We start from the raw sequence: 13,557 nt of genomic DNA, 5'->3' as shown, positions 1-13,557 counted from the left end.
AGCCCTCCTTCACAGGACGTCCGGCTCGGCTTCCTCGACGGCGACTTCCGCGCCGGTGAGGATCCGGACCAGGTGGTAGACGGTGTAGAAGGCGATGAGGACCCCGGAGATCGGCAGCGCCAGGTAGAGCGGACCCACGTTGACCGGCAGGCCGGTCAGGTTCTGATCCCAGGCGAGCTCGACGACCCGGTACCCGCCCCAGATCAGCACGAGCACCGTGAAGGCGAGGATCGCGAGCTGCACGATCACCGCGACCACGACCTTGGCCCTCTCGGGGAGGTTCTTCACGGCGAAGTCAACGGCGATGTGGCCGCGCTCGCCGAAGACGAGCGCCGCCCCGAAGAGGCCCAACCAGATGAACAGGTACTTGGCCAGCTCCTCGCTCCAGCCGCTGGGGCTGTCGAGCACCTGGCGCGCGAACACCTGCCACGCGACGTCGACGACGAGCACGGCGAACAGCACCACGCAGGCCCACGTCAGCGCGCGGTCGAGCGCGCTCTTGACTGCGGTCATGTCAGACCCCTTCGGGGACGGGGGCTGATCACTCAGCCGCGGCGCGGACCTTGGCGTAGATCTCCTTGGTGACGTCGGTGGTCAGCTTGGACTCCGTGAGCGGCCCGATGGCGTCGGCGAACGCCTTGGCGTCGACCTCGTTGAACTGCGCGCCGGCTGCTTCGGCTGCCTTCTTGGCGACCTCGACCTCCGACTTCCACAGGTCGGCCTCCTCCTCGATGGCGTTCGCCATCTCCTCCTCGAAGATCTCCCGGTGCTCGTCGCTCATGCCCTCGAGGATCGCCGGGTTGATGATCACGTAGTCGGGGAACATCAGGTGCCGCGTGTAGCTGTAGTACGGCGCGACCTCGGCGTGCTTGAGGTTGGCGTAGATGAGCTCGTTGTTCTCGCCGCCCTCGAGGATGCCGGACTGGATCGCGGTGTAGACCTCGCCCTGCCCCATGGGGGTCCCGGTGCCGCCCATGAGGCGCAGCATCTCGATGTTGGTGTCGGACTCGATGACACGGATCTTCATGCCCGCGAGGTCCTCGGGGGTGTTGATCGGCTTCTCCGAGTTGTAGACCGAGCGCACTCCGCCGTGGAAGGCGCCTGCGACGCGGATCCCCTGGTCGTCGAGCGACGAGTAGAGCTCCTCGACGATCTCCGGGTCGTTGGTCACCTTGCGCTGGTGGTCCTGCGAGTCGAACGTGAAGGGCAGGTTGAAGACCACGAAGTCCGGGTTGAAGTTCTCGAGCAGCGGCCCGCCGACGAAGGCCATCTCGATCGTCCCCGCCTGGACCAGCTCGATGGTCTCGCGCTGGGCGCCGAGCGTCTCGTTCGGGAATACCTCGATGTCGTAGGCGCCGTCCGTGCGCTCCTTGAGCCGGTCGCCCATCGCCTCGAGCGCGATGTACTGCGGGTGGTTCTCGGGCTGGTTGAACGCCAGCTTCATGACCGTGGTGGCGGCGGCGCCGCTGTCGCCGCCGGCCGTGCTGTCGCCGTTGCCGGCCGGGCTGGTGCCCGCGCTGCACGCGGTGAGCGCCAGGACCGACGCGCCGATCAGCGCGGTGATCGAAACGGCCTTGTTTCGCCTCATGGGAGAGCTCCTCTGCTGCTCACGCGGGGTGAGCGCATCTGGTGACGGGGTAGGGCTGACTGGTGCGTACTGCTCACTGCGGAGGACGCCACGACGTCGGTGCGGCCGTGCTGACCTCTCTATCAGCGCGTGGATGGAACTGGGTTCCGAGGTGCGGAACTTACGCTAACCTCTGGATCGGGGCCTGGCAAAGACGAGGGGTCCCGGGCCGTCGGCGGAGCATCCGACACACTGGAGTGGCCGCGACCGAGCCACCCGAGCCAGCCCGAGCAGAGGACCACCACCCATGGCGAGCACCACCCGGTCTCACGCCCCGCTGCTCGGCGCCTACGCGATGGCGCCGCCGGGCGCCGACGCGGAGGCCGCCTTCTACGCCGGGCTCGCCGACCTGCCGATCGGTGGGCTCGAGCTGCCGCTCGCGCTCGAGGACGCACCGAGCCTCGAGCCGGCCTGGTCCGCGCGGAACCTGCGCCCGGAGTGGGATCTCCTCCTCACGTGCGTCCCCGTGGTGATGCGGCGGCTGGGCGCCGACGCGGCCTACGGCCTCTCCTCGACCGACGACGACGGCCGCCGGCGCGCGCTCGCCGACGTCGCCCGGGCGCGGGACCTGGCCCACCGCCTCGCCGACGAGCACGGGCGCGCGAGCGTCGTCGCGATCCAGGTGCACAGTGCCCCCGGGCCGCAGGGCGGCTCGCGCGAGGCGCTCGAGCGGTCCCTCGGCGAGCTGCTCACCTGGGACCTCCTCGGCGCCGACCTGCTGCTCGAGCACGTCGACGCACCCGTCGCCGGACGCGACCCGGTCAAGGGCTTCCTGAGGCTCGACGACGAGATCGCGGCGCTCGCGAGCGCCTCGGGCGGCCGCCCGGTCGACGCGGTCGACGCGGCCGGCGGCTCGACCGCCCTCGGCGTGAGCATCAACTGGGGTCGGTCCGCGATCGAGGGGCGCAGCGCCCACACCCCCGTGGAGCACGTCGCCGCCGCGGTCGACGCCGGCCTGCTCGGCGCCGTCGTGCTCTCGGGCGCGACCGACGTCAAGACCCCGTGGGGACCCGTCTGGGACGACGCCCACATCCCGCCGTGCGGGGACGATCCCGCGCTCGCCGCGTCGTCGGCGTCCCTGCTCGGCCCCGACGAGACCGCCGCGACGCTCGCCGCCGCGCGGGCCGGCGGCAACGACCCGTTCGTGGCGGTCAAGATCGCGGTGCGGCCGATGGACGCCGACGTGGTCACGCGGCTCGCCGTCGCGCGCGCCGCGCTCGCCCAGGTGACACGGGTGGCCGCCGCATGACGGCGGTCGGGTACATCGGGCTCGGCGTCATGGGGGCACCCATGGCCGGGCACGTCCTCCGGGCCGGCTTCCCGCTCCACGTGACCGCGCGTCGCCGGGAGTCGGCGGACGGTGTGGTCGCGGCGGGGGCGCGCTGGCAGCCGACCGCGCGGCAGGTCGCGGCGCAGAGCGACGTCGTCGTGCTCATGGTCCCCGACCTGCCCGACGTCGAGGACGTGCTCGACGGTCCCGGCGGGCTGCTCGCCGGGATCGTGCGGCCGCTGGTCGTCGTGGTGTCCTCGACGGTCTCGCCCGAGGGGGTCCGCGCGCTCGACACGCGGGTGCGGGCCCTGACCGGCGGGCTCGCCCGGATCGTGGACGCGCCCGTCAGCGGCGGCGAGGAGGGCGCCGTCGCGGGCACCCTCTCGATCATGGTGGGCGGGTCCGACGACGACGTCGCGGTCACGCTGCCCGTCCTGGCCGCGACCGGCACGGTGGTCCACCTCGGGCCGCTCGGCGCCGGGCAGGTGGCCAAGGCGTGCAACCAGATGATCGTCGCGGCGACGATCACCGCGCTGAGCGAGGCAGCGGTCGTCGCGCAGCGCGCCGGGCTCGACGTGGGCGCCCTGTTCGACCTGCTCGGGGGCGGCTACGCGGGCAGCCGGCTCATGGAGGTCAAGAAGCGACGTCTCGCCGAGCACGACCACAGCCCGTCGGGAGCGGCGCGGTTCCTGCTCAAGGACCTGGGCTTCGCCGCGGCCGAGGCGCGTCGCAGCGGGACGATGACACCACAGCTCGACGTCCTGCGGGACGTGTTCGCCGGGCTAACCTCAGCCGGGATGGGTGACAGCGACATGTCGGTCGTCCAGGCGTACGTCGACGGTCTCGACCCCCGGTCGGCCCCTGCGGGCCGGCACAGCTCATGAAACCCTGCCACCTGATCCTCGAGGACGTGTGATGACCGAGAGCCCGAACCGCCTGTTCGGCCGCCTGGACGAGGGCAGCCGGCGGAACTTCGCGGACACGCTCCGCGCCGAGAACACGGGCGCGATCCTGCTGCTCGCGGGCGCCGTGGTCGCCCTCGTGTGGGCCAACTCGCCGTGGCGCGACGGCTACGAGGCGCTGAGCGGCACCGTCGTCGGGCCGGCGGCCCTGCGCCTCGACCTGACGATCGCCCAGTGGGCGAAGGACGGCCTGCTCGCGATCTTCTTCTTCGTCGTCGGGCTCGAGCTCAAGCGCGAGATGGTCGACGGGCAGCTCCGCAAGCCCTCGACCGCGATCGTGCCGATCCTCGCGGCGGTGGGCGGCATAGCGGTGCCTGCGACGGTCTACGTGCTGGTCAACTCGCTGGGAGAAGGCGGTTCGCTCGACGGGTGGGCCATCCCGGTCGCGACCGACATCGCGTTCGCCGTGGCGGTGCTGTCGATCTTCGGCAAGGGGCTGCCGACGGCGCTGCGCGCGTTCCTGCTCACGCTCGCGGTGGTCGACGACCTGCTGGGCATCATCGTCATCGCGATCTTCTACACCGCCGGGCTGCAGCTCGCCTGGCTCGGTGCCGCGTTCGCGGTGATCGCGCTGTTCGCGGTCCTCGTGCGCCGGCGCGGCATGACGGCGTGGGTGCTCATCCCGCTCGCGCTCCTCGCCTGGGCGTTCATGCACATGTCGGGGATCCACGCCACGATCGCGGGGGTCGTCCTCGGCTTCACCGTGCCTGCGCTCGCACGCACGGGCGAGAGGGTGAGTCTCGCGGAGCACTTCGAGCACCGCTGGCGGCCCGTCTCCGCCGGGCTCGCCGTGCCGGTGTTCGCGCTCTTCGCGGCCGGCGTCGCCATGGACCCCGCGGCGCTCGCCGACGCCGCGACCGACCCGCCGTCGCAGGGCGTGTTCCTCGGCCTCGTGGTCGGCAAGCCCATCGGCATCCTGCTCGCGACGTTCCTGCTGGTGAAGCTCACCCGGGCGACCCTCGACCCGAGCGCCCGGTGGCCGGACCTCCTCGCGGTGTCCGTGGTCGCCGGGATCGGGTTCACGGTGTCCCTGCTGATCGGCGAGCTCTCGTTCGCCGAGTCGTCGCCGCACGGCGAGCGCGTCAAGGCGGCGATCCTCCTCGGCTCGCTGACCGCGGCCGCGCTCGGGGCGAGCCTGCTGACGTGGCGCTCGCGCGTGCACGCGCGCCTGCACGACCTCAGTCCGGACGACCTCCGGTGAGCTGCAGGCTCGAACTCGCACCTGGCGTGACGGGGCGGGACCGCGCGTCAGCGGGTGAGCGGGTCAGGTGACCGTGCCGAGCTGCCACGGCACGAACTCCTCCTGGCCGATGTCGAGCTCCTCGCTCACGGTCTTCTCGCCGGACGCGGTCGCGAGGATCTTCTCGAAGATCTCGTCACCGACCGCGTCGAGCGTCGCCGTGCCGTCGACGATGCGGCCGGCGTTGAGGTCCATGTCGTCGGCCATGCGCGTGAACATCTCGGTGTTCGTCGCGACCTTGATCGACGGCGCCGGGCGGCACCCGAACACCGAGCCGCGCCCGGTCGTGAACACCACGACGTTCGCTCCGCCCGCGACCAGCCCGGTCACCGACACGGGGTCGTAGCCGGGGGTGTCCATGAAGCCGAGCCCGCGCTCGGTGATGGGCTCGGCGTACTCGTAGACGGCGGAGAGGTCGGCCTGGCCGGCCTTGGCCACCGCGCCGAGCGACTTCTCGAGGATCGTCGTGAGCCCGCCCGCCTTGTTGCCCGGGGACGGGTTGTTGTCGAGGCTCCCGCCACCGGCCACGGCGTACTCCTGCCACCAGGCGATGCGCTGCAGGAGCCGCTGGCCGACCTCCTCGGACACCGCGCGCCGCGTGAGCAGGTGCTCCGCGCCGAACACCTCGGGCGTCTCGGCGAGCACGGACGTCGCGCCCGCGGCGACGAGGCGGTCGGACGCGCGGCCGAGCGCCGGGTTGGCGGTGATCCCCGAGTACCCGTCGGACCCGCCGCAGTTCAGCCCGAGCACGAGCTCGCTGATCGGCGCCGGGGCCCGACGACGCGCGTCCAGCTCGGGGAGCATCGCGCGGATCCGTTCGACCCCGGCCTTCACGGTGGCGCGCACGCCGCCGGTGTCCTGGATGGTCAGCGTCTCGACGATGGTGTCCGCCGGCAGGTCGAGCCCGTCGACGAGCGACTGGACCGGCACCATCTCGCAGCCGAGCCCGAGCACGAGCAGCCCGCCGAAGTTGGGGTGCTGGGCGTACCCGCGCAGCGTCCGGACCAGCGTGTTCGCGCCGACCGAGCCGGGAACCAGCCCGCACCCGCTCTGGTGCGTCAGCGCGACGACCCCGTCGACGTTCTCGAACGCGTCGAGCGCGAGCCCGCGGAACTGGTCGGCGATCATCTTTGCCGACGACGCCGAGCAGTTCACCGACGTGAGCACGCCGATGTAGTTGCGCGTGCCGACCTTGCCGTTGGCGCGGTGGTAGCCCAGGAACGTGCGCTCGCGGTCCTCGGGGCGGTCCGGCAGCTCGGCGTGCACCGTGCCGAACTCGTACGCGCGCTCGGAGTCGTCCATGCCGAGGTTGTGCGCGTGCACGTGCTCGCCGGCCCGGATGCCCGTCGTCGCGCGGCCGATCGACTGGCCGTACTTGTGCACCGGCTGCCCGGCGGCGACGTCCTGCACCGCCAGCTTGTGGCTGCGCGGCACGTCGGCCGGGAGCACGAGCTCGCCGCGCGTGGTCGCGACCCGCGTGCCGGCCGGCAGCTCGCGGGTGAGGACGGCGACGTCGTCGTCGGGGCGGAGCAGCAGCGCCACCTCGTCGAGGGCGACGGCGAGGCCGGGGGCGGCGTGGTCTGGGGCGGCGTGGTCTGGAGCGGCGTGGTCCGGAGCGGTACTGCCGAGGCCGGGGGCCGTGTCGGTCATGCGTTCTCTCCTGTCACGGGCGCGGGTGGTGCGGCGCGGTAGACGGCATCGATCACCCGGACTGCCTCGAGTCCGTCATGGAACGTCACCGCGGGGGCCCGGTGTTCCCGGATCGCCCCCACGAGGTCCTGCCAGGTCCGCTCGTGGCCGACGGTCCCGATGCCGTCGGGACGTGCGCCACCCGCGGGGACGTCGTCGGGCGGGGGTGGCTCGGCGTCGACGTCCCACCGGGCGACCTGCGAGCCGACGAGCTCGACCGTCCCGGCCTCGGTGACCAGGGTGAGCCGCGGGTCGCCGCCGGGGCGGGCCGCGGTCGAGGTGACGAGGGACCCGACCGCGCCCGAGGCGTGCCGCAGGGCGACCGCGGTCACGTCCTCGGCCGGCGTGCCGTGCAGCACGCGCCCGGCGACCGCGCGGACCTCGACGGCCGGTCCTGCGAGCCACAGCATGAGGTCGAGCGTGTGGACGCCCTGGTTGATGAGCGAGCCGCCGGTCGGGTGCGCGGTCCGCCAGGGTGCGGCCGCGAAGTACTCGGCGGGCCGCCACCACAGCACCTCGCCGCTCACCACGAGGACGCGTCCCAGCGCGCCGCTGCGCAGGAGTCCCGCGAGGTGCTGGTGGGCGGCCTCGAACCGGCGCTGGGACACGAGCGCCGCGACGACGCCGCGGGCAGCTGCCTCGTCCGCCGCCCTCACGAGCGCCTCGGCGTCGGCGAGCGTCGTCGCGAGCGGTTTCTCGACCAGCACGTGGACGCCCGCCGCGAGCGCGGAGGACGCGGCCCGGACGTGGTCGTCGTTCGAGGAGCAGACGACGACGACGTCGAGCGTCGTGTCGTCGTCGAGCGCCGCGTCGTCGTCGGCCAGCATCGCGTCGAGGTCGGTGAACCACGGGGTCCCGTACCGCTCGGCCGCTGTCCGGCCGGTCTCGGGTCGCCCGCCCGCGACCGCGACGAGGCGGACGCCGTCGGTGCGGGCGATGGCCGTCGCGTGTGTGGCGCCGATGCCGCTCGGGCCGAGCAGGCCGACCCGGAGCTCGGTCACGGCTGCACCTGCGTCCGGGCGTCACCAGTCATGGACGGTCCCGTCGAGCAGCCGGTTCACCGGGAGGTAGGCGGGCGTGTACGGGTGGGCCGCCGCCGCCTCCTCGTCGAGCTCGACGCCGAGCCCGGGCGTCTCGCCCGGGTCGAGCAGCCCGTCGGTGAACGTGTAGCCGGTCCGGAACACCTCGAGCGTGCGCGCGTTGTGCGGCATGTACTCCTGGATCCCGAAGTTGTGCAGCGCGATGTCGAGGTGCAGGTTGGCCGCCATGCCCACGGGCGAGACGTCGGTCGGGCCGTGGAAGCCCGACTTGATCTGGTAGATCGCGGCGAAGTCCATGATCTTCCTCAGGCCCGTGATGCCGCCGGTGTGCGTCGCCGACGAGCGGACGTAGTCGATCAGCTGCTCCGTGATCAGCGTCTGGTAGTCGAAGACGGAGTTGAACACCTCGCCGATGGCGAGCGGCGTCGTCGTCTGCGAGCGCACCCGCCGCAGGCCCTCCTGGTTCTCACCGGGCGTCACGTCCTCGAGCCAGAACAGGTCGTACGGCTCGAGCGAGCGACCCAGCTGGGCGGCCTGGTTCGGAGTCAGGCGGTGGTGCGCGTCGTGCAGCAGCGGCATCGCCGGGCCGAACTCGGCGCGCACGGCCTCGAAGACCGTCGGGATGTGCCGCAGGTAGTACCCCGTGTCCCACCCTTCCTCGACCGGGATGGTGGTGCGGCCCGCGGGCTCGTAGTCGTACTTCTGGCCCTTCGCCTGGTCGGCGCCGACGCCGTAGACCTTCTTCAGTCCCGGCACCCCCGTCTGGATGCGGATCGCCCGGAAGCCCTCGTCGAGGTGGTTCTGGATCGAGGTGAACAACGACTCGATCGTGGAGCCCGACGTGTGCGCGTAGGCGAGCGCGCCACGACGGCTCCGGCCACCGAGCAGCTGGTAGACCGGCATCCCGGCGGCCTTGCCCTTGATGTCCCACAGCGCCATGTCGACCGCGGCGATCGCGGACATCGTGACCGGGCCGCGGCGCCAGTACGGCCCGCGGTAGAGGTACTGCCAGGTGTCCTCGATGTCGTCCGCCTCCCGCCCGACGAGCAGCGGCGCGACGTGGTCGCGGAGGTAGGACGCGACGGCGAGCTCGCGACCGTTCAGTGTCGCGTCACCGAGGCCGACGACGCCGTCGGTGGTCGTGAGCTTGAGGGTCACGAAGTTGCGGCCGGGGCTGGTGACGACGATGTCGACGGCCTCGATCTTCATGGACATGCCCTTCGAGGGTGCCTGGAGGTGCAACGACTCTACAACGCCGGCGCAGAACGGCGCCAGGCCTCGGGCGCGGCGGCGCGCGGCTGACCAGGCAGAACGCTCCTTCGTGCGTTCCACTCCGGGGTGTTTGCAGCGGCCGTTGCACGGCGTCTCATCTGGCCTGCAACGGTTTGCGACCTGCGGTGTTCGCCCGACGCGGGCCGACGGGGCGGGACCACCCCCTCGAGCCCGGGCATCGCGGTCGCGGTCTGTCCGGATCCCGGTCGTGGTTCCGGTCGTGGTCCTTGTCGTGGTCCGGTCGTGGTCGCGGTCGTCGGCCGCGATCCCGCGTGCCGGTCGGCAGATGACGCGTTCTGACATCGATTGGGAGCGGGCTCGGAGACCGCTCGCCGGGTGAAGCCGCGCCTGGCCTGGTCGTTCAAATCGCTGCCCGCCGCCTGCGTGCACCGCACATCACGATTGCGTGACGACGGTTGGCGCGGCCCGCAATGGTTTGCAGACTACGTGCGCCGCCCGACGCCGACGTGGGCGGCCGATACCTCCCGGCGCGCGCGACGACGCCCGCGACCTGACAGAAGGAAGACCACCCCATGCGTGTACCCAAGCCACTGCACCTGATCGCGGGCGTCACCGCCGTCGGCCTGCTCCTCGGGGCGTGCGCGGCCCCGAACGCCGAAGCACCGGCCGCGCCCGCCGAGAGCGCCGCCGCCGGCGACGTCCCCGACAAGCCGTCCGCCCCGGTCGCCCTCAACATCCTGGACGTCGGCGGGGTGAACAAGGTGATGGGCCGCGCGATGCAGGACTTCGCCGCCGAGAACCCGGACGTCATCTCGTCCATCACCTTCGAGATCGGCGGCGCGCCCGACCTCGTCGGCACGCTCAAGCCGCAGGTCGAGGCCGGCAACCTGTCGATCGACCTGGTCCTGACCGGCAACGACGGGCTCTCCTCGGGCATCACCGAGGACCTCTGGGTGCCCGTCCTGACGGACTTCCCGGACCGGCTGAGCAACATGGAGAACTACATCCAGCCGGCCGCCGACATGCAGGAGCTCGCGCAGGAGTACGGCGTCCTGTTGACCTGGACCCCCGGCGGTCCCATGCTCAGCTACAACCCGGACGCGGTGCCCGAGTCCCAGGTCCCGACGACGCCCGAGGAGGTCCTCGCGTGGGCGAAGGCGAACCCGGGCAGGTTCGGCTACGCCCGCCCCGCCAACAGCGGTCCCGGCCGCACGTGGCTCCAGGGCCTGCCCTACATCCTGGGTGACACGGACCCGAAGGACCCGGAGAACGACTGGGACAAGACCTGGGCGTACCTCAAGGAGCTCGGTCAGTACGTCGACAACTACCCGACCGGCACCGGCCAGGTCATCACCAACATGTCCGACGGGTCGTGGTCGCTGACGCCGATCACGATGGGCTGGGACATCGAGCCCCGTCTCGACGGGCGCGCGCCCAACACGCTCCAGGTCGGCAAGCTGGACGAGTTCACGTGGATCAGCGACTCGCACTACGCGGCCATGCCGAGGGGCCTGTCCGCCGACAAGCAGTCCGCCATCCTCCTCATGCTCAACGACGTGCTGACGCCGGAGCAGAACGCCAAGGCGTACGACCAGGGGTACCTCTACCCGGGCCCGTCGATCGAGGGAGCGACGCTCGACAAGGCGCCGCAGGACATCCAGGACGAGATCGCCGAGTTCAACCGTGACTGGTACGACGCGGAGATCCCGAAGCACACCATCGAGGCCCAGCTCGACGCCGCGAGCATCGTCACCGCGTTCGACATCTGGGACCGTGAGGTCGGCGCGGGGAAGTTCGAGACCAAGTAGCCCGCCGCTCGACCTGCTGACGGCCCGGGTGGACACCTCGTCCACCCGGGCCGTCTTCGCGTCGTCGCCCCGAGTGGATGAGCAACGCTGAGATAGTTCGCAGCGCGCGTGACCGCGGACTCCACTCCGCACCGCCAGCGCGCTGGCCTGCGGCAATGTCGTTCGCGACCTCGCGGCCGCCTGTCCCAGGTCACGAATCGGTGACAGAGACTTGACGAAACGTCGCAATGGTTTGCAGACTAGGCGCCGCGCCACACCGAGGTGGCGGCACACCGATGGAGGTGAACGGCACGTGGCAGTGAGCGCCCGCGATGTCGCCCGTGTTGCCGGCGTCTCGGTCTCGACCGTCTCCCGCGCGCTGGCCCGTCCGCACGAGGTCGCCCCCGCCACGCGCGTCAAGGTCCTGGAGGCCGCCCGCGGCCTCGGCTACACGCCGAACCTCGCGGCCCGCAGCCTCATCACGGGGCGAACCGGCAACATCGGTCTCGTCGTCCCCGACCTCGAGAACCCGTTCTTCGCCTCGGTGACCAAGGGCGTCCAGAGCCGCGCCCGCACCGCGGGCTACGCCGTCTTCATCGCGGACTCCGACGAGGACCCGACCCAGGAGGCCGAGCTCGTCCGGAACCTCGCCAAGCAGGTCGACGGCATGGTCCTGTGCTCTCCGCGCGCGACGGACGCCGTGCTCGCCGAGCTCGCCCGCGAGTGCGTCCTCGTGCTGGTCAACCGCGAGTCCGGCGACATCCCCACCGTGACGATCGACAACCACGAGGGCACCCGGCAGGCGGTCGCGCACCTCCTGGCCCTCGGTCACCGCCGGATCGCGTACGCGGGCGGTCCGACGACGTCGTGGTCCAACCGCCAGCGCGCGGCCGCGGTCGAGGCGCAGGGTGCCCTGCACGGGGACCTCGAGGTCGTGAACCTCGGCTCGTTCCAGCCCTACGTGTCCGGCGGCATCGCCGCCGGCGATCTCGTGCTCGCGAGCGGCGCCACCGCCGTCATCGCCTACAACGACCTGCTGGCGTTCGGCCTCCTCGAGCGGTTCCGTCAGCGGGGCGTCCGCGTGCCCGACGACGTCAGCGTGGTCGGCACCGACAACATCCCCGTCTCCGCGCTCACCTCCCCCGGCCTCACGAGCGTGGGCATCCCGCTCGTGAACACCGGCCGCGCCGGGGTCGACATGCTGCTGCACCTGGTGCGCGACCCGTCGACACCGCCCACCCACCACCACGACCTGACCGTCCAGCTCGTCGTCCGCGCCTCGACCGGGCCGCACGGCGGCGACGTCGCCCTGCGCCAGCTCGCCTGATCCCCGACCCGCCCCCGCCCCCGCCCGTCCGACCCGACCCGACCCGACCCGCACCGCACCGCCCGCACCGCCCGACAGCTCGACGCTCGACAGCTCGACGCACGACCCGGCCCGGTGATGACGCCGGCCCTACCAGAGAGAAGGATCTCCATGCGAACCACCAAACCACTGCACCTCGTGGCCGGGGTTGCGGCCGTCGGTCTGGCCCTCACTGCCTGCAGCGCCCCCAACGCGAACGAGCCGGCCGCTCCCGCAGCGAGCGACGCGAGCGAGGTTCCGGACACCCCGTCGGAGCCGGTCGACCTCAACATCCTCGACGTCGGCGGCGTGCTCAAGCTCGCCCAGGGCGCGATCGAGACGTTCGCCGACGAGAACCCCGACGTCATCTCGTCCGTCACCTTCGAGACCGGTGGGGCACCTGACGTCGTCGGTACGCTCAAGCCTCAGGTCGACACGGGCAACCTGTCGATCGACATCGTGCTCACCGGCAACGACGCGCTCTCCGCGGGCATCGCCGAGGACCTGTGGGTCCCGATGATCGAGGACTTCGGCGACCGCCTGAGCAACCAGGAGAACTACATCCAGCCGGCCGCCGACATGCAGGAGCTCGCGCAGGGCTACGGCGTGCTGCTGTCGTGGACGCCCGGTGGCCCGCTGCTGAGCCACAACCCGAGCGCGATCCCCGCCGCCGACGTGCCGACCACCCCGCAGGAGCTGCTCGACTGGGCGAAGGCCAACCCGGGCAAGTTCGGGTACGCCCGTCCGGCCAACAGCGGCCCCGGCCGCACGTGGCTCCAGGGTCTGCCGTACATGCTCGGCGACACCGACCCCAAGGACCCGGAGAACGGCTGGGACAACACCTGGGCGTACCTCAAGGAGCTCGGCCAGTACATCAACAACTACCCGACGGGCACGGGCCAGGTCATCACCAACATGTCCGACGGGTCGTGGTCGCTGACCCCGATCACCATGGGCTGGGACATCGAGCCGCGGGCCGACGGCCGCGCCCCGAACACCCTCGAGGTGACAGAGTTCGACGACTACACGTGGATCAGCGACTCGCACTTCGCGGCGGTCCCCAAGGGGCTCTCGGCGGACAAGATGTCGGCGATCACGCTGCTGCTCCAGGACCTCCTGACCCCGGAGCAGAACGCCAAGTTCTACGACAACGGCTACCACTACCCCGGTCCGTCGATCGAGGGCGCGACCCTCGACAAGGCGCCGCAGGAGACCCAGGACGTCATCGCCGAGTTCGGCCGTGACTGGTACGACGAGGCGATCGAGTCGCAGGACATCCAGACCCAGCTCGACGCGACGGCCATCGTCACCGCGTTCGACATCTGGGACCGCGAGGTCGGCGCCGGGAAGTTCGAGGGCTGATC

The 13,557-nt window shown here is 71.7% G+C and carries 11 protein-coding genes; 6 read left to right on the top strand and 5 right to left on the bottom strand.

What is annotated here, in order from left to right; all coding sequences use genetic code 11:
* Positions 1-9: 9 nt before the first annotated feature.
* Both HIR71_RS00635 and HIR71_RS00630 read right to left on the bottom strand, forming a co-directional pair.
* Positions 10-513 carry a TRAP transporter small permease gene (locus tag HIR71_RS00635; protein WP_169322668.1) on the bottom strand — a complete coding sequence of 168 codons (504 nt, stop codon included), beginning with the start codon at positions 511-513 and terminating at the stop codon, positions 10-12.
* Between the two features lie 28 nt (positions 514-541).
* Complete coding sequence (locus HIR71_RS00630; RefSeq protein ID WP_169322667.1) at positions 542-1,588, bottom strand: TRAP transporter substrate-binding protein; 1,047 nt, start codon at positions 1,586-1,588, stop codon at positions 542-544.
* Between the two features lie 286 nt (positions 1,589-1,874).
* Here HIR71_RS00630 and HIR71_RS00625 point away from each other — a divergent pair, with 286 nt between their 5' ends.
* Genes HIR71_RS00625 through nhaA form a run of 3 tightly spaced genes read left to right on the top strand, consistent with a single transcriptional unit; the run spans position 1,875 to position 5,060 of the window.
* Entirely contained in the window at positions 1,875-2,876 is a 1,002-nt protein-coding gene (locus HIR71_RS00625) for a DUF4862 family protein (RefSeq protein ID WP_249051433.1), read from the top strand.
* Positions 2,873-3,781 carry an NAD(P)-dependent oxidoreductase gene (locus HIR71_RS00620; protein ID WP_169322666.1) on the top strand — a complete coding sequence of 303 codons (909 nt, stop codon included), beginning with the start codon at positions 2,873-2,875 and terminating at the stop codon, positions 3,779-3,781. The genes HIR71_RS00625 and HIR71_RS00620 overlap by 4 nt, the downstream gene beginning before the upstream one ends.
* Positions 3,782-3,812: 31 nt before the next feature.
* A complete protein-coding gene (gene nhaA, locus HIR71_RS00615; protein WP_169322665.1) occupies positions 3,813-5,060 on the top strand; it encodes a Na+/H+ antiporter NhaA in 1,248 nt (415 codons plus the stop codon).
* Positions 5,061-5,123: 63 nt separating this feature from the next.
* Here the strand turns inward: nhaA and HIR71_RS00610 are convergent, their stop codons facing one another.
* Genes HIR71_RS00610 through manD form a run of 3 tightly spaced genes read right to left on the bottom strand, consistent with a single transcriptional unit; the run spans position 5,124 to position 9,037 of the window.
* Positions 5,124-6,749, bottom strand: a complete 1,626-nt coding sequence (locus HIR71_RS00610) for a UxaA family hydrolase (protein WP_169322664.1) — start codon at positions 6,747-6,749, stop codon at positions 5,124-5,126.
* Positions 6,746-7,789 (bottom strand): Gfo/Idh/MocA family protein, encoded by a 1,044-nt coding sequence (locus HIR71_RS00605; protein ID WP_169322663.1) that lies wholly within the window; start codon positions 7,787-7,789, stop codon positions 6,746-6,748. The genes HIR71_RS00610 and HIR71_RS00605 overlap by 4 nt, the downstream gene beginning before the upstream one ends.
* A 21-nt stretch (positions 7,790-7,810) precedes the next feature.
* On the bottom strand, positions 7,811-9,037 hold the full coding sequence (gene manD, locus HIR71_RS00600; protein WP_169322847.1) for a D-mannonate dehydratase ManD: 1,227 nt from the start codon (positions 9,035-9,037) through the stop codon (positions 7,811-7,813).
* Between the two features lie 596 nt (positions 9,038-9,633).
* Between manD and HIR71_RS00595 the strand changes: the two genes are divergently transcribed.
* The 3 genes from HIR71_RS00595 to HIR71_RS00585 all read left to right on the top strand — a co-directional run bounded on the left by HIR71_RS00595 (position 9,634) and on the right by HIR71_RS00585 (position 13,555).
* A complete protein-coding gene (locus HIR71_RS00595; protein ID WP_169322662.1) occupies positions 9,634-10,869 on the top strand; it encodes an extracellular solute-binding protein in 1,236 nt (411 codons plus the stop codon).
* A gap of 292 nt (positions 10,870-11,161) precedes the next feature.
* Entirely contained in the window at positions 11,162-12,175 is a 1,014-nt protein-coding gene (locus tag HIR71_RS00590; protein WP_169322661.1) for a LacI family DNA-binding transcriptional regulator, read from the top strand.
* 150 nt (positions 12,176-12,325) lie between these two features.
* Positions 12,326-13,555, top strand: coding sequence for an extracellular solute-binding protein (locus HIR71_RS00585; protein WP_169322660.1), 1,230 nt, complete (start codon positions 12,326-12,328; stop codon positions 13,553-13,555).
* Positions 13,556-13,557 lie beyond the last annotated feature (2 nt).

It is taken from the genome of Cellulomonas fimi (assembly GCF_012952065.1).
GTDB classification, from domain to species: domain Bacteria; phylum Actinomycetota; class Actinomycetes; order Actinomycetales; family Cellulomonadaceae; genus Pengzhenrongella; species Pengzhenrongella fimi_A.
This window is presented reverse-complemented; position numbering and strand designations above follow the sequence as displayed.

Excerpts from the sequence above, each read along its gene's own strand:
- HIR71_RS00635 (WP_169322668.1), bottom strand. The coding sequence starts at position 513 with ATGACCGCAGTCAAGAGCGCGCTCGACCGCGCGCTGACGTGGGCCTGC.
- HIR71_RS00630 (WP_169322667.1), bottom strand. The coding sequence starts at position 1,588 with ATGAGGCGAAACAAGGCCGTTTCGATCACCGCGCTGATCGGCGCGTCG.
- HIR71_RS00625 (WP_249051433.1), top strand. The coding sequence starts at position 1,875 with ATGGCGAGCACCACCCGGTCTCACGCCCCGCTGCTCGGCGCCTACGCG.
- HIR71_RS00620 (WP_169322666.1), top strand. The coding sequence starts at position 2,873 with ATGACGGCGGTCGGGTACATCGGGCTCGGCGTCATGGGGGCACCCATG.
- nhaA (WP_169322665.1), top strand. The coding sequence starts at position 3,813 with ATGACCGAGAGCCCGAACCGCCTGTTCGGCCGCCTGGACGAGGGCAGC.
- HIR71_RS00610 (WP_169322664.1), bottom strand. The coding sequence starts at position 6,749 with ATGACCGACACGGCCCCCGGCCTCGGCAGTACCGCTCCGGACCACGCC.
- manD (WP_169322847.1), bottom strand. The coding sequence starts at position 9,037 with ATGAAGATCGAGGCCGTCGACATCGTCGTCACCAGCCCCGGCCGCAAC.
- HIR71_RS00595 (WP_169322662.1), top strand. The coding sequence starts at position 9,634 with ATGCGTGTACCCAAGCCACTGCACCTGATCGCGGGCGTCACCGCCGTC.
- HIR71_RS00585 (WP_169322660.1), top strand. The coding sequence starts at position 12,326 with ATGCGAACCACCAAACCACTGCACCTCGTGGCCGGGGTTGCGGCCGTC.